The organism is Streptomyces sp. NPDC002057 (genome assembly GCF_040296665.1).
Classification (GTDB): Bacteria; Actinomycetota; Actinomycetes; order Streptomycetales; family Streptomycetaceae; genus Streptomyces.
In genome coordinates, this window is sequence record NZ_JBEOXR010000005.1 from 191,123 (window position 1) to 208,465 (window position 17,343).

Genomic DNA, 17,343 nt, shown 5'->3' on the forward strand with positions numbered 1-17,343 from the left:
AAGCCGCTCCATGCCCCCGCATCCCTCTTCGAGCGTTCAGAAGGCCCGCGAAGAACTCGCCGGCCGACTGCGCGAGATCCGCAGGGACGCGGGGATCAGCGGACGGGAGCTGGCTGCCAGGTGCGGCTGGTCGGAATCGAAGTCGTCCCGGATCGAGAACGCCAGGACGCCGCCCGCCGACTCGGACATCCGCGCGTGGTGCCGAGCCTGCGGCGCCGACGACCGGGCGCCCGACCTGGTCGCGGCGAACAGGCAGTCCGTAGACGCGCATGTGCAGTGGAGGCGTCTCCAGCACACCGGCCTCCGGCACGTGCAGGAGTCCACGGAGAGCCTCTACCGGCGAACCCGTGTCTTCCGGGTGTACGTGTCCGATGTCGTCCCGGGTTTTCTCCAGACACCCGGTTACGCCTCGGCGCTCTTGTCCTCGATCGCGGACTTCAGAGGGACCCCTGACGATGTGAGCGATGCCGTGGCGGTCCGCATGCGGCGCAACGCGGTCCTGGACGACGGAGCGCACCGGTTCTCGTTCGTTCTGGAGGAATCGGTCCTGCGCTCCCGGCCGTGTGCCGCGGACACCATGGCGGCCCAGCTCGGCCACCTGCTCGCGGTCATGGATCTCCGCAACGTCGCCCTGGGGATCGTCCCGTTCTCGGTGCGGCGAACCGTGTGGCCCATGCCGACCTTCACGATCTTCGACGGCGGCAGGGTGCACGCGGACACCCTGGACGCGGCTTCCACCCTGACGCAGCCGGGCCAGATCGAGCTGTACACGCGAGCTTTCGAACGACTTTCCCAGGGTGCCGCACGAGGCGCCGCGGCACGTGCTCTCGTCACGGCCGCGCTGGCGTCGCTGGAGTGACGGTCGGGTCCGGCGGTCACGCGCCGCCGGCCCCGTTCACCCCGCGTGCAGCATCAGGCCGATGCCCGCCACCATCAGGCCGGCCGCCGCGATTCTCGGGGTGCCGAAGCGTTCCTTGAAGAAGAGGGCTCCTATGGCCGCGCCCACGATGATCGAGGACTCGCGGAGGGCCGCGATCGGGGCCAGGGGGGCCTTCGTCTGGGCCCAGAGGACCAGGGCGTACGCGCTGACCGAGAGGGCGGCGCCCAGGAGGCCCCTGGCCGCGTAGGGGCGGAGCTGGGGGAGGAGGGCCGCGCGGCGGGTCCAGAGGGCGTACGCCGGGATCGCCAGGCCCTCCAGGACCATCAGCCAGGCGATGTAGCCGAGCGCGGTGCCCGAGGCGCGGACGCCCACGCCGTCCACCACCGTGTACAGCGCGATGGACAGGCCCGTCGCGCCCGCCGCGAGGAGCGCCGGCCAGTGCGGTCGCGTGCCCTTGCCCCGGATGCCCCAGACCGCCAGGCCCGTCAGGCCCGCGCACGCCACCGCGACACCCAGCAACTGCCAGCCGTCCGGCACCTCGTCGACGAAGACGGCCGCGAGGGCGGTCACGATCAGCGGGGCCGTACCGCGTGCGATCGGGTACATCTGGCCGAAGTCGCCGAGCGTGAACGAGCGCATGAGCAGCGCCATGTAGCCCACGTGCAGCAGCGCCGACACCACCAGGTACGGCCAGGCCTCCGCCGCGGGCAGCGGCACGAACACCGCCGCGACCAGGCCGATCAGGGCCCCGCCGCCCGAGATCAGGGTGAACGAGAGCAGCTGGTCCTTGATGGCGTGCGCGATCGCGTTCCAGCTCGCGTGCGTGACGGCGGCGATCAGGACGGCGACCGTGACCAGCGGGGTCACGCGGAGGGCTCGCGGACGTCCGCCAGGGTCGCGCCCGCGTGCGCCACCAGTGACGTCGGGTCGAGGGCGAAGACCGTGTGCGGGGTGCCCGCCGCCGCCCACACGAGCGCGTGGTCGAGGAGGCCGCGGTCGGCGAGGACCCGGGTCCGGGTGCGGTGGCCGAACGGCGGGACGCCCCCGATCGCGTACCCGGTCGTCTCCCGGACCACCTGCGCGTCCGCCCGGGTCACCTTCGCCGCGCCCAGCTCCTCCCGTACCCGCTCGACGTCCACCCGCGACGCGCCGTCCATCAGGACGAGGACCGGCACCCCGTCGGCCGCGAAGATCAGCGACTTCACGATCTCCGAGACCTGGCAGCCGATCGCCTCGGCGGCCTGGTGCGCGGTCCGGGTCTCGTCCGGGAAGCGGCGGACCTCGACGTCGAGGCCCAGCTCCGCGAGGGCGGCGGCGAACCGGGGGTGGGCGGGGGAGGGGTCGGGGCGCTCGGTGGTCTCCGTGTGCTCAGTGCTCATGGGGCGCACGCTAGCGGTCCGTGTAGGGGGCACGCGAACGACTTCCACGGCTCGGACGGCCGCGCCCCCGCTCCCCTCAGCCCGCCTTGAGGACCCGCGCCACCACCGGGCCCGCCGTGTCGCCGCCGTGGCCGCCCGACTGGACGACGGCCGCCGCCGCGAGGTCGCCCGAGTAGCCGGTGAACCAGCTGTTGGAGGTGGACCTGCCGTCGACCTCCGCCGAGCCGGTCTTCGCGCCCTTGGGGGACGGGACTCCGGTCATCGCCTTCGTCGCGGTGCCGTCCGTCGCCGCCGCGTTCATCATCCGGCGCAGCCCCGTGGCGACCTCGCGGGAGAGCGGTTCGGCCTCGGCGAACTCCCGGTCGTCGAGCTCCCGCGCCACCAGGTACGGCTGGAGGAAACCGCCGTTCTTCACGGTCGCGGAGAGCGAGGCGACGTTCAGGGCGCTCATCGTGATCTTGCCCTGGCCGATGTACGAGGCGGCCGTCTCCACCGACTCCGACGCGGGGACGCTGCCGTCCGCCGCCGGGATGCCGACCTGCCAGTTGAGGCCGATGCCGAAGGAGCGGCGAGCGGTGTCACCGAGGGCGGTGTTGTGGATGCCCTTCGCCTTGAGCGGGGTGATCGCCTTGATGAAGGCGGTGTTGCACGAGCGGCGGAAGGCATCGGTGAGGGTGCCGTTGTCGATCTTGAAGTCCTCCAGGTTGTGGAACGGGTAGCCGTCCCACTGCACGGTGGGCGGACACTCGACGCGGTCGCCTGGCGTGGCCACGCCCTGCTGCATCATCATCGCCGCCGTGACGATCTTCATCGTCGAGCCGGGGGCCTGCTTCCCGTCGAACGCCGTGTTGAAGCCGCCCGCCGGGCTGTTGGCGACCGCCCGTACCGCGCCGGTCGACGGCTCGATCGCCGCCACCGCCGCCTGGCCGTACGCCGCGACCGCCTTCTCCGCCGCCGCCTGGACGTCCGCGTCGATGGTGGTCTTCAGCGTGCCCGGCTTCCCCTTCGACAGGACCAGGAGCGTGGTGTCGGGCACGGCCTCGCTGCCGGAGTCGATCCAGGTCTCGACACCGGCCGAGCCGCCCACCTTCGAGCCGTACCGCGTGCGCAGTTCGGCGATGACCGGCGCGAGCGAGGGGTACTTCTCCACCGACAGCTCGTCGCCGTTCCGGTCGACGGCCTTCACGGTGGCGGACTTCGCCCCGCCCGTGCGCAGGGTCCCGGCCGACGTCAGCTTGGGGTGGAGCACGGTCGGCTTCCACTGCACCAGCGGACGGCCGGTGGTCTGCCCCCGCACCACGCTGAGCCGGGACGCGTACGACAGGTCCTTCGTCACGCCCTCGTACGAGATCGTCGCCCGTACGGTGAACGGCACCGTCGCCCCGACCGCCGCCCCCGGCGCGATGACCGCCTTCGTGACCTTCGCGCCCTCCCGGAACGAGAGGAGCGCGGGCCCCGCCGTGACCGGGTCGTTCGTCAGCTGCGCCGCGCGGTCCGACTCCCCCGCGGCCCAGGCGGCGAGGAAGTCGCGTGAGGTGGCGGTGATCTCCTCGGCCGTGACGGGCCCCGATCTGGGCGCGTCCCCGGACCGGGAGTCCACGGTCTTCTCGCCGCCGGTGACGCCGTTCCAGAGGTTGTAGCCCCCGTATCCGACGCCTCCCGCCACGACGGCGAACACGCCCCCGACTATCGCGACCTTGGCTCCACTGCGCATGACTGCGGTTCCCCTCCCCAGGTGGACCCACGAGTGAAGCAGCCACGCGGCCGGTGTGTCGAGCAACTACCGCCACATACGTCAGACGCGCCTCCCCGGCGCCGCGTCCCCGCTAAACCCACGTGTCCAGCCACATCCGATTGCGCCATTGGTCGAGCGGAATGGGAGTCCCGGTGTAGATGGGCCAGAAATAGATGAAATTCCAGATGATGAGGAGGACGACGCAGCCCGCGGCCACCGCGCCCAAAGTGCGGCGTCTTTCCGATGAACCCGCGGGGCCGACGATCGCCCCCAGCATCATCGCCACCGCCAGGCACAGGAACGGCACGAAGACGACCGCGTAGAAAAGGAAGATGGTGCGTTCCTGGTAGAGGAACCAGGGGACCCAGCCGGCCGCGATGCCGCAGGCGATGGCGCCCGCGCGCCAGTCGCGGCGGAAGGCCCAGCGCCACAGCACGTACAGGATCGCGAAGCAGGCGGCCCACCAGAGGAGCGGGGTGCCGAGGGCCAGGACCTCCTGGGCGCACTTCTCCTTCGCGGTCGCCGGGCAGCCGGCGGTGCCGGGGGCGGGGGACTCGTAGAAGTAGGAGACCGGGCGGCCGAGGACGATCCAGGACCAGGGGTTCGACTCGTACGTGTGCGGCGAGGTCAGGCCCACGTGGAAGGAGTAGACCTCGGACTCGTAGTGCCAGAGGCTGCGCAGCCACTCCGGCAGCCAGCCCCAGGTGCCCTCGCCGTACATCTTGTCCTGCTTGGCGGCCCAGTCGCGGAAGTAGCCCTTGTCGCTGACGATCCAGCCGGTCCAGGTCACCAGGTACGTGGCGATGGCCACCGGCACCACCGACACGAACGCCGGCACCAGGTCCTTCCTGATGACCGCGAGGTGCGGGCGGACCGCGCCGGCCGTGCGGCGGCCGGCCACGTCCCACAGGACCGTCATCAGGCCGAAGCCCACCATGACGTACAGGCCGTTCCACTTGGTCGCCGCCGCCAGGCCCAGCATCACGCCGGCCGCGATCCGCCAGGGCCGCCACCCCAGGCGTACGGTCTCCGCGATCTCCGCGTCGGGCCGCAGCACCCCTTCCTCGTCCTCGGGCAGCGCTTCCGCGAGCCGCTTCCTGGTCCGGTCGCGGTCGAGGACGAGGCAGCCGAAGGAGGCCAGGACGAAGAACATCAGCACCTGGTCGAGGAGCGCGGTACGGCTCATCACGAAGTGCAGTCCGTCGACGGCGAGCAGCAGACCCGCCAGACAGCCCAGGAACGTCGACCGGAAGAGGCGCCGGCCGATCCGGCACAGCATCAGGACCGACAGCGTGCCGAGCAGCGCCACCATGAAGCGCCAGCCGAACGGCTCGAAGCCGAAGAGCTTCTCGCCGACGCCGATCATCCACTTGCCCATCGGCGGGTGGACGACATAGCCGGGGTCGGTGGGGATCAGCACCGAGCCCGGGTCGCTCAGGATCGTCTTGTCGATGTCCTTCGGCCACGCCCCCTCGTACCCCTGGTTGATCAGGGCCCAGGAGTCCTTGGCGTAGTACGTCTCGTCGAATATCACCGCGCGCGGCTTGCCCAGGTTCCAGAACCTGAGCAGCCCCGCGACCGCCGTGACCAGGAGCGGACCGCCCCAGGCCATCAGCCGCCACAGCCGTTCGGCCCGGTCGGGGCCGAGGCCGAGGAGCGACATGACGCGCTCGGAGGGACGGGTGTACGGGGGGACGAGCCGCTCCCGCAGCCCGATGGGTGCGGCGCTTCCGGCGGGCGGCGCGTAGCCGAACCGCCGGAGCCGCTGCTGCCACGAAGAGGGCTCTGCCACGGCGTGCCGGCCCTCCAGGGTCTCGGGTGCGGTACTGGTCACCGCGCCATCGTAGGGAACGCGCCTGTGCGCGTCGTCCGTCCGGGCTGGGAGGATGGTGCGTGTGACAGGAACGCTGGTACTCGCAGGGACCCCCATCGGTGACATCGCGGACGCTCCGCCCCGGCTCGCCACCGAGCTGCAGAACGCGGACATCGTGGCCGCCGAGGACACCCGGAGGCTGCGGGGACTCACCCGTGCGCTCGGTATCCACACCTCGGGCCGGGTCGTGTCGTACTTCGAGGGCAACGAGTCCGCCCGTACGCCCGAGCTGGTCGAGGCCCTGGTCGGCGGCGCCCGGGTGCTGCTGGTGACCGACGCGGGCATGCCGTCCGTCTCGGACCCCGGCTACCGGCTCGTCGCCGCCGCCGTCGAGCAGGACATCAAGGTGACGGCCGTGCCCGGCCCGTCCGCCGTGCTCACCGCGCTCGCCCTCTCCGGGCTGCCGGTGGACCGTTTCTGCTTCGAGGGTTTCCTGCCGAGGAAGGCCGGCGAGCGGCTCGGCCGGCTGCGCGAGGTCGCCGACGAGCGGCGCACCCTCGTCTACTTCGAGGCCCCGCACCGGCTCGACGACACGCTCGCCGCGATGGCCGAGGTCTTCGGCGCCGACCGCCGGGCCGCCGTCTGCCGTGAGCTGACCAAGACGTACGAGGAGGTCAAGCGCGGCCCGCTGGCCGAGCTCGCCAGCTGGGCGGCCGAGGGCGTCCGCGGCGAGATCACCGTCGTCGTCGAGGGCGCCCCGGAGACCGGACCGGCCGAACTCGACGCCGAGGAGCTGGTCCGCAGGGTGCGGGTGCGCGAGGAGGCGGGGGAGCGGCGCAAGGAGGCGATCGCCGCCGTGGCGGCCGACGCGGGACTTCCCAAGCGAGAGGTGTTCGACGCGGTCGTGGCGGCGAAGAACGCGGCCGGACCGGACGTACGGTGACGAACCGAACCGCGTCGAACAGTTCGTCGAGGTTCTCGTACAACCACTCGACCCGATCATGAGTCCGGATGGATACGGCACTCCCCGTGTCCGTCCTTCTCGTGGGGGTTCACCTTGCAGTTCCGCTCCACCCGGCTCGCCCTGGCCGTCACCGCCGTCCTCGCCGCCACGGCCCTCGGCGCCGGCACGCTGGCCACGGCCCCGGCCGCCCTCGCCGCCGGCCCCGTCCCGGGTGCGGCCGCGACCCCGGCCCAGCAGGCCGACGGCCTGCCCGTCTACCCGGAGGGCACCGATCTCGCGGGCGTGGGCCCCTCCGGCTTCCTGACCTACTACTTCGCCCAGGACACCACCAAGCGGCTGCTCTGGACGCCCTACGACGGCGGTGCCCCGATCCCGCTCCAGGAGTCCGACGGGGACGACTGGTACGCGCAGGGCAGCGACATCGCCGTCCGCCGTTCCGACGAGACGCGCCGGATCGGGCTGCGGAACATGGCCGCCCCGGCCGCCCCGGTCGTGGAGATCGACCTCGGCGCGCTGAACGCCGACCACGTGACCGTGCTCGGCCCGACGAGCGTGCTCGCCCAGCTCAACAAGGACGACGGCACCTCCGAACTGCACGTCGTGACCAAGAACGGCGCCACGACGACCACCCGCAGGATCGAGGGCCTGCCCGCGGACGCCAAGGACTACTTCGGCCCCACGGCCCGGGACGGCTTCGCCGTCGTCGGCTACGCGACGGGGCCGGAGGACCGGCGGACCGGCGGCCGGGCCGTCATCGACCTGGCGGCCGGGACGGTGACCGAGACGTACTCCGCCACCGAGTCCTGGTACGACTACCGGACCCTGGAGTTCTCCGCCTCCCACATCACCTGGTACGAGTACGAGGCCGGCACCGGAGGGATCATCCGCTCCGTCGACCGCCGCACGCGCGAGGTGAAGCGGACCGTCCTGGGCGCCCACACCGCCGAGTGGTACACCGCCCTCATGGGCGACTGGCTGATCTACGGCAACCCCACCAGCCGGGTCCGGGCCGTCTCCCTGACCACCGGCGAGATCCGCGACCTCCTGGACTCCGGCTCCGCCGCGGCGACCGCGAGCGACGGCACCGCGGTGGTGCGCGGCGCGCGGGCCTCCGACGGCGCGGGCCTGTTCCGGATCGAGACCGCGCAGGACGGCACGCCGAAGGTCACCAAGGTGGCCGTCGACGGCCCGCTGCCCGCCCTGAAGATCGAGGAGGTCCACGTCCCCGACACGGTGGACCTCGACCGGACCGGCGGCACGGCGACGCTGGGGTGGACGCTCTCGCAGCGCGACGCCCGCCTGGACGTCACGCTCACGCACACCGCCACCGGCAAGGAGTTCCGCACGCGCGTGGACGCCCCCGCCGAGGGCACCCGCTTCTCCTTCACCTGGGACGGCACCATCGACGGCGTGGACGCGCCGAACGGCTCGTACGGGGTGGAGGCCGAGGCGACGCCGCTCGACGGCACCGGCGAGCCGGTCTACCAGGGCTGGCTCATGAAGGTGGTCCGCGCGGCCAACCCGCACGACTACACCGACAACGGCTCCACCGACGTCCTCGCCCGGGACGCCGGGGGCGTGCTGTGGCGCGACGACCTGCGGGACCGGCCGGTGGACGGCACGATCACCTCCGCCCGGCGCACCCAGGCCGGCTGGGGCTGGCAGATCTACAAGCAGGTCGAGGCCGTCGGCGACATCGCGGGCGACGCGGTCGGCGACGTGGTCGCCGCCGACGCCTCCGGGGTGCTCTGGCACTACCTCGGCAAGGGCGACGGCACGTTCGCCCCCCGGGTCCGGATCGGCGGCGGCTGGGGCGTCTACGACAAGCTCACCGGCGGCTCGGACCTCAACGGCGACGGCCGCGCCGACCTCCTCGCCACGGACACCTCCGGCGTCCTGTGGCTCTACAAGGGCACGGGCTCCGCGACCGCCCCCTTCGCCGCCCGCGCGCGCGTCGGCGGCGGCTGGGGCGTCTACAACCAGGTCACCTCCGTCGGGAACATCACCGGCACGGCCGCCGGGGACCTCGTCGCCCGCGACACCTCCGGCGTCCTCTGGCTGTACCAGGGCAACGGCACCGGCGGAGTCGCCCCCCGCGTGCGGATCGGCGGCGGCTGGAACGCCTTCACCCAGCTCGTCGGCGCCGGCGACGTCGACAGCGACGGGCGGCCGGACCTGATCGCGTACGGGGCGGGCGGCACGTACGTCTACGCCTCGACGGGCTCCGCCACGGCCCCCTTCAGCCGTCGGACGACCTCGCTGTACGCGGGCGAGGGCACGACGTTCAACACCGTCGCCTAGGCCCACCGGCCCGACGGCCCCCGCCCCGCACCGGGCGGGGGCCGTCGGGCTCGGCCGCCGCGGATTCCCCCGCTGAATTACTCTGAAAGGTAAAGCCGAACCCGGCGCCGGGACATTTCCCAGGGCCCTAGGCAAGGGAAGAGCCAAAAGCCTTCCATGGTTCGCCCCGCGCTGATGCGCTCCGGCCCGAAAAGGCGTCCACTGATCAGTGGAGAGGAGCTGGCATGAGCGAGATCACCGGCACCGGCATATCCGTCGCCCATGAGGCGTACGCCTTCGCCTGCATGCGCTGTGGATACGGCTGGGAGCAGGCGTACGACATCGAGCACCACGTCGACGCCGCCGGCCACGCGTACGTCGTCTACAAGGCCGACGGGGAGCGGGTCCCGTCCCCGCTGTCCAAGCCCACCTGCATGAACTGCGGCGGCCACGTCGTCAGGATCATGCGCGCGGGGCAGGTGTCGTCCGTGCTCGACCTGATCGCCGCGACGGAGCAGCACCGGCGCGGATCGAAGGAGACCAAGCCGATCGGGCCGGCCGGCCCCATCGGCCAGGAACTGACCGAGGGCGCCGACGAGCCGCCGGTGCCGCACCACTGGCACCTGTCGGACCTTCTGCACCCCTTCCGGCGCCACCACTGACAGCACCCCCGGGTCCGGTCGCGCGCCCGGGACATGCCGTGCGCCGGCACTCATGAGCCTCGTACGATCGGGGCCATGAGTGCCAAGGACGCCCCGCCGCCGCTGCCCGAACCCCTCCTCGTGGAGGTCGCGGACTCGCACACCCACCTGGACCTGCAGTCCGGGACCGTCGAGGAGGCCCTCGTGAAGGCCGCCGCCGTCGGGGTGACGACGGTCGTGCAGGTCGGCTGCGACGTGAAGGGCTCCCAGTGGGCCGCGGAGACCGCCGCCGCCCACGAGCACGTGCACGCGGCCGTCGCCCTGCACCCCAACGAAGCGCCCCGGATCGTCCTCGGCGACCCCGGGGGAGAGGGGTCCCGGCAGGGGGCCCGCGAGGGCGGCGGCGAGGCGGCGCTCGACGACGCGCTCGGCGAGATCGACCGGCTCGCCGCCCTGCCGTACGTCCGCGGCGTGGGCGAGACCGGCCTCGACTTCTTCCGTACGGGCCCCGAGGGCATCGCCGCGCAGGAGCGTTCCTTCCGCGCCCACATCGAGATCGCCAAACGGCACGGCAAGGCGCTCGTCATCCACGACCGCGAGGCCCACGCCGACGTGCTCCGCGTCCTCGACGAGGAGGGCGCCCCCGAGCGGACCGTCTTCCACTGCTACTCCGGCGACGCCGCCATGGCCGAGATCTGCGCCGCCAAGGGCTACTACATGTCCTTCGCCGGCAACGTCACCTTCAAGAACGCCCAGCACCTGCGGGACGCGCTCGCCGTCGCCCCGCTCGAACTCGTCCTCGTCGAGACCGACGCCCCCTTCCTCACCCCGGCGCCCTACCGGGGCCGCCCGAACGCCCCGTACCTGATCCCCGTCACCCTCCGGGCGATGGCGGAGGTGCGGGGGATCGGGGAGGAGGCGATGGCCGAGGCGATCGCCGTGAACACCGCCCGCGCCTTCGACTACTGAGCCACGACCGGGCCGCGGCGGGACCGATCCATAACGATTACGTTTCGCGGTCGGGTCGTCGCGGGTCGTGACCGGAGTCGGCGCTAGGGTCCCGGCCTCGTGAGCACTTCCCAGGGCAGTCACCGAGCGGGACGGCGGGGCGCGGCCGCGACCCTGCCCGTGCACGAGCAGCCGACGCAGGCGGCACCCCTCGTGCCCCCCGCCGCGGGACCCGCCGCCGGAACCGTTCCCGGCCAGGGCTCCCGCACCGGCGCCCGGCGGGCCGCCCGCCGCCGCAAGGCCTCCGGACCCGCCGGGGAGAGCCTGCGCAGGCTCGTCCCGCAGGCCCTCGTCGTCGCCTTCCTCGCGGGCGGCACCAGCGCCTTCGTCGCCGACGACAAGGCCGTCCGGCTCACCGTCGACGGCGTCCCGCGCACCTTCCACACCTTCGCCGACGACGTGGAGGAGCTCCTCGCCGACGAGGGCGTCTCGGTGGGCGCGCACGACATCGTCGCGCCCGCCCCCGCCGAGGAGCTGAGCAGCGGCGACGAGATCGTCGTCCGGTACGGGCGGCCGGTCGCCCTCACGCTCGACGGGCAGCGCCGCCAGGTCTGGACGACCGCCCGGACCGTCGAGGGGGCGCTGCGCCAGCTCGGGGTCCGGGCGGAGGGCGCCCACCTCTCGGTCTCACGGGGCGCCCCCATCTCCCGGCAGGGCCTCGCCCTCGACGTACGGACCGAGCGGACGATCACCTTCCTCGCGGACGGGCGGGAGCGGACCGTCCGCACGAACGCCGCCAGCGTCCGCGAGGCGCTCGCCGAGGCCGGGATCACGCTCTCCGGGCAGGACACCACCTCCGTCGCCGCCGACTCCTTCCCCCGCGACGGCCAGACCGTGAACGTGCTGCGGATCACCGGCTCCCGGCAGGTGCGGGAGGAGGCGATCCCGTACGCGGTCGAGAGGGTCCGGGACCCGGAGCTGTTCGCGGGCACCGAGGTCGTCGAACGGCAGGGCGTGACCGGCGTCCGCCGCGTCACGTACAGCCTGCGCACGGTCAACGGCGTCAAGCAGCGGCCCCGCAGGACCGGGGAGGAGATCGTCCGAGAGCCCGTCACCCGCACGGTGCGGGTCGGCACCCGGCGGCCGCCCACGTCCGTCGCCGGTGCCGACGGACTCGACTGGGGCGCGCTCGCCGCCTGCGAGTCCGGCGGACGCCCGAACGCCGTCGACCCCTCGGGGACGTACGGCGGGCTCTACCAGTTCGACCCCGGCACCTGGCGCTCCCTCGGCGGCAGCGGCACCGCCCAGAACGCGCCCGCCGCCGAGCAGACGTTCCGGGCGAAGAAGCTCTACGTGCAGCGGGGGGCGAGCCCGTGGCCCCACTGCGGCCGCCGACTGCACGGGTGAGCGGCGCGTGGCCGTGCCCGTGAGCCGTGGGCCCCGCCCGCGAGCCGTAGGCTGTACCGGTGAGCACCACCACCGGCCCCGAAAGCCCCGACGCCCTCCTCGGCCCCGCCGACATCCGTGAGCTGGCCGCCGTCCTCGGCGTGCGCCCCACGAAGCAGAAGGGCCAGAACTTCGTCATCGACGCCAACACCGTCCGGCGGATCGTCCGCACGGCCGGGGTACGGCCCGACGACGTCGTCGTGGAGGTGGGGCCCGGACTCGGCTCCCTCACCCTGGCCCTCCTGGAGGCCGCGGACCGGGTGACGGCCGTCGAGATCGACGACGTGCTCGCCGCCGCGCTGCCCGCGACGATCGTCGCCCGCATGCCCGCGCGCGCCGACCGCTTCGCGCTCGTGCACTCCGACGCGATGCAGGTGCGGGAGCTGCCGGGCCCGGCGCCGACCGCGCTCGTCGCCAACCTGCCGTACAACGTCGCCGTGCCGGTCCTGCTGCACATGCTGGAGCGCTTCCCGAGCATCGAGCGGACCCTCGTCATGGTCCAGGCGGAGGTCGCCGACCGGCTCGCCGCCAAGCCCGGCAACAAGGTGTACGGCGTGCCGTCGGTGAAGGCCAACTGGTACGCGGAGGTCAAGCGGGCCGGGTCCATCGGCCGCAACGTCTTCTGGCCCGCGCCGAACGTCGACTCCGGCCTCGTCTCCCTGGTCCGCCGCACCGAGCCGCTGGCGACCACCGCCACCCGGCAGGAGGTCTTCGCGGTCGTCGACGCGGCCTTCGCCCAGCGCCGCAAGACGCTGCGCGCGGCCCTCGCCACCTGGGCGGGATCGCCCGCCGCGGCCGAGGAGGCCCTGGTGAAGGCGGGCATCTCGCCGCAGGCGCGCGGCGAGGCGCTGACGGTGGAGGAGTTCGCCCGGATCGCGGAGGCGAAGGCGTGAGCGCGGGTACGCGGACCCCCCGGGCCTCCGTCACCGTCCGCGTCCCCGCCAAGGTCAACGTCCAGCTCGCGGTCGGCGCCGCCCGCCCCGACGGCTTCCACGACCTGGCCAACGTCTTCCTCGCCGTCTCCCTCTTCGACGAGGTCACCGCGACGCCCGCCGCCGGGCTGACGGTCAGCTGCGAGGGCCCCGACGCCGACAAGGTGCCGCTCGACCGCACGAACCTGGCGGCCCGGGCCGCCGAGCTGCTCGCCGCCCGGCACGGCATCTCCCCGGACGTGCACCTGCACATCGTCAAGGACATCCCGGTCGCCGGCGGCATGGCGGGCGGCAGCGCGGACGGCGCGGGCGCCCTGCTCGCCTGCGACGCGCTGTGGGGCCTCGACTCCTCCCGCGAGGAACTCCTGGAGATCTGCGCCGAACTCGGCAGCGACGTGCCGTTCAGCCTCGTCGGCGGGGCGGCGCTCGGCACCGGGCGGGGCGAGAAGCTGACGGAGCTCCCGGTGGGCGGCGAGTTCCACTGGGTGTTCGCCGTCGCCGACGGCGGGCTCTCGACCCCGGTGGTCTTCGGCGAGTTCGACCGGCTCACCGAGGGCGTCGACGTCCCCGCGCCGACCGCCTCCCCCGCGCTGCTCGACGCCCTGCGCGCCGGTGACACGACCGCGCTCGCGGGCACCCTCGCCAACGACCTCCAGGCGGCGGCGCTCTCCCTGCGCCCCTCGCTCGCCGCGACCCTGGCGACGGGCACGGACGCGGGCGCGCTGGCCGCGCTGGTCTCCGGCTCGGGCCCGACGACGGCGTTCCTGGTGAAGGACGCGGAGGCCGCGGAGACGGTCGCCGCCGCCCTGAAGGCCTCCGGCACCTGCCGCACGGCCCGCGTGACGACGTCCCCGGCGCCGGGCGCCCGCGTCCGGTAGGTACTCGGGTACGGGTCTGAGTATCCGCGCCCTGTCGGGCCCCCCGCCGGTCGCGGGACGGTACCCGCATGGGAAGCAGCAGCCGCCTCAGCGCGCGTGACCTCGCCGCCGCCACGCCGGCGGGCCGGGACCGGTACGTCGACCTCCTCAGGGTCGCCTCGCTTGCGGTCGTCGTCCTCGGCCACTGGCTGATGGCGGCCGTCACCGCCGACGGGCAGGTCGGGAACCTCCTCGCCGTCGTGCCGGAACTCCAGCCGGCCACCTGGGTGTTCCAGGTGATGCCGGTGTTCTTCTTCGTCGGCGGCTTCTCGCACGCCCTCGCCCACCGCTCGCGGCCGCGGTACGCGGCCTTCCTCCGGGCCCGGCTCCAGCGGCTGCTGCGGCCGACGATGGTCTTCGTCGGGGTGTGGGGCGCCGCCGCGCTGGCGCTCCAGCTGTCCGGGGCGGACGACGGGCTCACCGGGGTCGCGCTGCGGCTCGTCACCCAGCCGCTCTGGTTCATCGGGATCTATCTGGCGATGGTCGCGTTCACCCCGCCGCTGCTGCGGCTGCACGAGCGGTGGGGGTGGGGCGCGTTCGGCGCGCTGGCGGGCGGCGCGGTCGCCGTCGACGTGCTGCGGTTCACGGCGGACGTCCCGTTCGTCGGGTTCCTGAACTTCGCGTTCGTCTGGCTCGCCGTCCACCAGCTCGGCTTCCTGCGCGCCGACGGCATGATCCGCCGCCCCGCTCTGCTCGGCGGCGCGGGGCTGCTCGGCGCGACCGCGCTGGTCGCCCTCGGCCCGTACCCGCTGTCCATGGTGGGAATGCCGGGCGAGGAGGTCTCGAACATGGCTCCGCCGACCCTCGCCCTGCTCTGCCACGGCCTGTGGCTGGTCGGCGCGGTCGAGCTGCTCCGGGGCCCCGGGGCCCGGCTCGTCGCCCGCGCCGGGGTGTGGCGCGCGGTGGTCGCCGCCAACGGGATCGCGATGACGGCCTTCCTCTGGCACCTGACGGCCATGCTCGGCGTGTACGGGGCGATGCTCGGCCTCGGACCCGGCCTGCCCGCCCCGGCCACCGGCGCCTGGTGGGCGCAGGTCCCGCTCCGGTTCGCGGCGGCGGGGGTGCTCACCGCCCTGCTCGTCGCGGTCTTCCGCCGCTTCGAGGCCCCGGTCCCGGCCGCCCCGGCCACCGACTCCGGCGGCCCGGTCGCCGCCCTCGGCATCACCCTCGCCCTGTTCGGGGTCCTGGGCCTCTCCCTGACGGGCTTCGCCGGCCTCCTGACCGGCCACTCGGCCACCCTGATCGCCGTCCCGGTCACCGCCCCGGCGGCGGTGGCCCTGGCCCTGGCGGGCTGGCTCCTGGTGGAGCGGGCGGGGAGGAGCGCCGGGCCGCCTCCGGCCCGGCGGCCCCGGCTCTGACGCCCGGCGGCCCCGCCTCCGACGCCCGGCGGCCCGGTGCCTCGGCGGCGGGCGGCCCGGTGCCTGAAGACGGGCGCCCGGGGCCGTCCGTGCGGGGACGTACCCTGGGACGTCGATCGATCACCCCGTACAGGAGTCAACGTGGCCGTCAACCTGGTCAATGTCGAGACCGTCAGCAAGGTCTACGGCACCCGTGCCCTCCTCGACGGGGTCTCGCTCGGTGTCTCCGAGGGGGACCGGATCGGGGTCGTGGGCCGCAACGGCGACGGCAAGACCACCCTCATCCGGATGCTCGCGAAGCTGGAGGAGGCCGACACCGGCCGGGTCACGCACAGCGGCGGGCTGCGCCTCGGCGTGCTCACCCAGCACGACTCGCTCGACCCGGAGGCCACCGTCCGGCACGAGGTCATCGGCGTCATGGCCGACCACGAGTGGGCCGGCAGCGCCAAGATCCGCGACGTGCTCACCGGGCTCTTCGGCGGCCTGGACCTGCCCGGCTTCGAGAACGGTCTCGACACCGTCATCGGCCCGCTCTCCGGTGGCGAGCGCCGCCGGATCGCGCTGGCCAAGCTCCTCATCGACGACCAGGACCTGATCGTCCTCGACGAGCCCACCAACCACCTCGACGTCGAGGGCATCTCCTGGCTCGCCAAGCACCTCCAGGAGCGCCGCTCCGCGCTCGTCTGCGTCACCCACGACCGCTGGTTCCTCGACCAGGTCTGCACCCGCATGTGGGACGTGCAGCGCGGTGACGTGCACGAGTACGAGGGCGGCTACTCCGACTACGTCTTCGCCCGCGCCGAGCGTGAGCGCATCGCCGCCACCGAGGAGACCAAGCGGCAGAACCTGATGCGCAAGGAGCTGGCCTGGCTGCGGCGCGGCGCCCCCGCCCGTACCTCCAAGCCGCGCTACCGCATCGAGGCCGCCAACGAGCTGATCGCCGACGTGCCGCCGCCGCGCGACACCTCCGAGCTGATGAAGTTCGCCAACGCCCGGCTCGGCAAGACGGTCTTCGACCTGGAGGACGTGACCGTCACCGCCGGTCCCAAGACCCTCCTGGAGCACCTCACCTGGCAGCTCGGCCCCGGCGACCGCATCGGTCTCGTCGGCGTCAACGGCGCGGGCAAGACCTCACTCCTGCGCGCCCTCGCCGACGCCGCCGTCAGCCAGGGCGAGATCCAGCCCGCGGCCGGCAGCGTCACCGTCGGCAAGACCGTCCGGCTCGCCTACCTCTCCCAGGACGTCACCGAGCTCCCCGGCTCCCTGCGGGTCCTGGAGGCCGTCCAGCAGATCCGCGACCGCGTCGACCTCGGCAAGGGCCGCGAGATGACGGCCGGGCAGCTCTGCGAGCAGTTCGGCTTCACCAAGGAGAAGCAGTGGACGCCCGTCGGCGACCTCTCCGGCGGTGAGCGCCGCCGCCTCCAGCTGCTCCGGCTGCTGATGGACGAGCCGAACGTCCTCTTCCTCGACGAGCCCACCAACGACCTCGACATCGAGACGCTGACCCAGCTGGAGGACCTCCTCGACGGCTGGCCCGGCTCCATGGTCGTCATCTCCCACGACCGGTTCTTCATCGAGCGCACCACGGACAAGACGCTCGCGCTCCTCGGCGACCGGGCGCTGCGGATGCTGCCGCGCGGCATCGACGAGTACCTGGAGCGGCGCCGGAAGATGATCGACGCGGCCGTCCCGACGCCCGCCGCCGCCCCCGCGCAGACGAAGCCGGGTGTCTCGGCCGCGGACGCCCGAGCCGCCAAGAAGGAGCTGCAGAAGGTCGAGCGGCAGCTCGACAAGGTCTCGCAGAAGGAGGCGAAGCTGCACACGCAGATCGCCGACAACGCCACCGATTTCGAGAAGGTCGCGAAGCTCGACGCCGAGCTCCGGGAACTCGTCGGGGAGCGCGAGGAATTGGAGATGCGCTGGCTCGAACTGGCCGAGGACGCATAACGAGGGCATCACAGGCCGGTCCTCCCTTGGGTACAAGGGGCGGACCGGTCGCTTTTGCGCCAGGGCGTGGGTGGTAGAAAGAAAACCCGCTCACGTCAAGGGG

At 73.3% G+C, this 17,343-nt stretch carries 14 protein-coding genes; 10 read left to right on the forward strand and 4 right to left on the reverse strand.

Annotation, left to right across the window (positions count from 1 at the left end; all coding sequences use genetic code 11):
- The first annotated feature begins 10 nt into the window (after nt 1-10).
- Nucleotides 11-859: a helix-turn-helix domain-containing protein gene (locus ABT129_RS06770; protein ID WP_351897457.1), complete on the forward strand. Its 849-nt coding sequence runs from the start codon at nt 11-13 to the stop codon at nt 857-859.
- A gap of 36 nt (nt 860-895) precedes the next feature.
- Here the strand turns inward: ABT129_RS06770 and ABT129_RS06775 are convergent, their stop codons facing one another.
- The 4 genes from ABT129_RS06775 to ABT129_RS06790 form a co-directional block, all read right to left on the reverse strand.
- Nucleotides 896-1,747, reverse strand: a complete 852-nt coding sequence (locus tag ABT129_RS06775) for an EamA family transporter (RefSeq protein WP_351897459.1) — start codon at nt 1,745-1,747, stop codon at nt 896-898.
- Entirely contained in the window at nt 1,744-2,259 is a 516-nt protein-coding gene (locus ABT129_RS06780) for a YbaK/EbsC family protein (protein ID WP_351897461.1), read from the reverse strand. Before ABT129_RS06780 ends, ABT129_RS06775 begins: the two co-directional genes overlap by 4 nt.
- Nucleotides 2,260-2,335: 76 nt before the next feature.
- The gene (locus tag ABT129_RS06785) at nt 2,336-3,973 is read right to left on the reverse strand and encodes a penicillin-binding transpeptidase domain-containing protein (RefSeq protein WP_351897464.1); all 1,638 of its coding nucleotides are present in this window, start codon (nt 3,971-3,973) and stop codon (nt 2,336-2,338) included.
- A 112-nt stretch (nt 3,974-4,085) separates the two neighbouring features.
- Nucleotides 4,086-5,828, reverse strand: coding sequence for a dolichyl-phosphate-mannose--protein mannosyltransferase (locus ABT129_RS06790; protein ID WP_351897466.1), 1,743 nt, complete (start codon nt 5,826-5,828; stop codon nt 4,086-4,088).
- Nucleotides 5,829-5,880: 52 nt separating this feature from the next.
- Between ABT129_RS06790 and rsmI the strand changes: the two genes are divergently transcribed.
- From rsmI to ABT129_RS06835, 9 genes are all read left to right on the forward strand, one after another.
- Nucleotides 5,881-6,750, forward strand: a complete 870-nt coding sequence (gene rsmI / locus ABT129_RS06795) for a 16S rRNA (cytidine(1402)-2'-O)-methyltransferase (protein ID WP_351897468.1) — start codon at nt 5,881-5,883, stop codon at nt 6,748-6,750.
- 114 nt (nt 6,751-6,864) lie between these two features.
- Complete coding sequence (locus tag ABT129_RS06800) at nt 6,865-9,072, forward strand: FG-GAP-like repeat-containing protein (protein ID WP_351897471.1); 2,208 nt, start codon at nt 6,865-6,867, stop codon at nt 9,070-9,072.
- A 224-nt stretch (nt 9,073-9,296) separates the two neighbouring features.
- Nucleotides 9,297-9,713 (forward strand): hypothetical protein, encoded by a 417-nt coding sequence (locus tag ABT129_RS06805; protein WP_351897473.1) that lies wholly within the window; start codon nt 9,297-9,299, stop codon nt 9,711-9,713.
- A 75-nt stretch (nt 9,714-9,788) separates the two neighbouring features.
- Entirely contained in the window at nt 9,789-10,661 is an 873-nt protein-coding gene (locus ABT129_RS06810) for a TatD family hydrolase (protein WP_351897475.1), read from the forward strand.
- Nucleotides 10,662-10,760: 99 nt separating this feature from the next.
- Nucleotides 10,761-12,047 carry a resuscitation-promoting factor gene (locus ABT129_RS06815; protein ID WP_351897477.1) on the forward strand — a complete coding sequence of 429 codons (1,287 nt, stop codon included), beginning with the start codon at nt 10,761-10,763 and terminating at the stop codon, nt 12,045-12,047.
- Nucleotides 12,048-12,106: 59 nt separating this feature from the next.
- A complete protein-coding gene (rsmA, locus tag ABT129_RS06820; RefSeq protein ID WP_351897479.1) occupies nt 12,107-12,979 on the forward strand; it encodes a 16S rRNA (adenine(1518)-N(6)/adenine(1519)-N(6))-dimethyltransferase RsmA in 873 nt (290 codons plus the stop codon).
- Nucleotides 12,976-13,896: a 4-(cytidine 5'-diphospho)-2-C-methyl-D-erythritol kinase gene (locus tag ABT129_RS06825; protein WP_351897482.1), complete on the forward strand. Its 921-nt coding sequence runs from the start codon at nt 12,976-12,978 to the stop codon at nt 13,894-13,896. The genes rsmA and ABT129_RS06825 overlap by 4 nt, the downstream gene beginning before the upstream one ends.
- Nucleotides 13,897-13,964: 68 nt before the next feature.
- On the forward strand, nt 13,965-15,293 hold the full coding sequence (locus tag ABT129_RS06830; protein WP_351897485.1) for an acyltransferase family protein: 1,329 nt from the start codon (nt 13,965-13,967) through the stop codon (nt 15,291-15,293).
- A gap of 141 nt (nt 15,294-15,434) precedes the next feature.
- Complete coding sequence (locus ABT129_RS06835; protein ID WP_351897488.1) at nt 15,435-17,240, forward strand: ABC-F family ATP-binding cassette domain-containing protein; 1,806 nt, start codon at nt 15,435-15,437, stop codon at nt 17,238-17,240.
- Nucleotides 17,241-17,343: the final 103 nt, after the last annotated feature.

What these genes read in the sequence shown, in the direction of transcription:
- ABT129_RS06805 (WP_351897473.1), top strand. Translation starts at nt 9,297, where the DNA reads ATGAGCGAGATCACCGGCACCGGCATATCCGTCGCCCATGAGGCGTAC.
- ABT129_RS06770 (WP_351897457.1), top strand. Translation starts at nt 11, where the DNA reads ATGCCCCCGCATCCCTCTTCGAGCGTTCAGAAGGCCCGCGAAGAACTC.
- ABT129_RS06810 (WP_351897475.1), top strand. Translation starts at nt 9,789, where the DNA reads ATGAGTGCCAAGGACGCCCCGCCGCCGCTGCCCGAACCCCTCCTCGTG.
- rsmI (WP_351897468.1), top strand. Translation starts at nt 5,881, where the DNA reads ATGGTGCGTGTGACAGGAACGCTGGTACTCGCAGGGACCCCCATCGGT.
- ABT129_RS06830 (WP_351897485.1), top strand. Translation starts at nt 13,965, where the DNA reads ATGGGAAGCAGCAGCCGCCTCAGCGCGCGTGACCTCGCCGCCGCCACG.
- ABT129_RS06780 (WP_351897461.1), bottom strand. Translation starts at nt 2,259, where the DNA reads ATGAGCACTGAGCACACGGAGACCACCGAGCGCCCCGACCCCTCCCCC.
- ABT129_RS06785 (WP_351897464.1), bottom strand. Translation starts at nt 3,973, where the DNA reads ATGCGCAGTGGAGCCAAGGTCGCGATAGTCGGGGGCGTGTTCGCCGTC.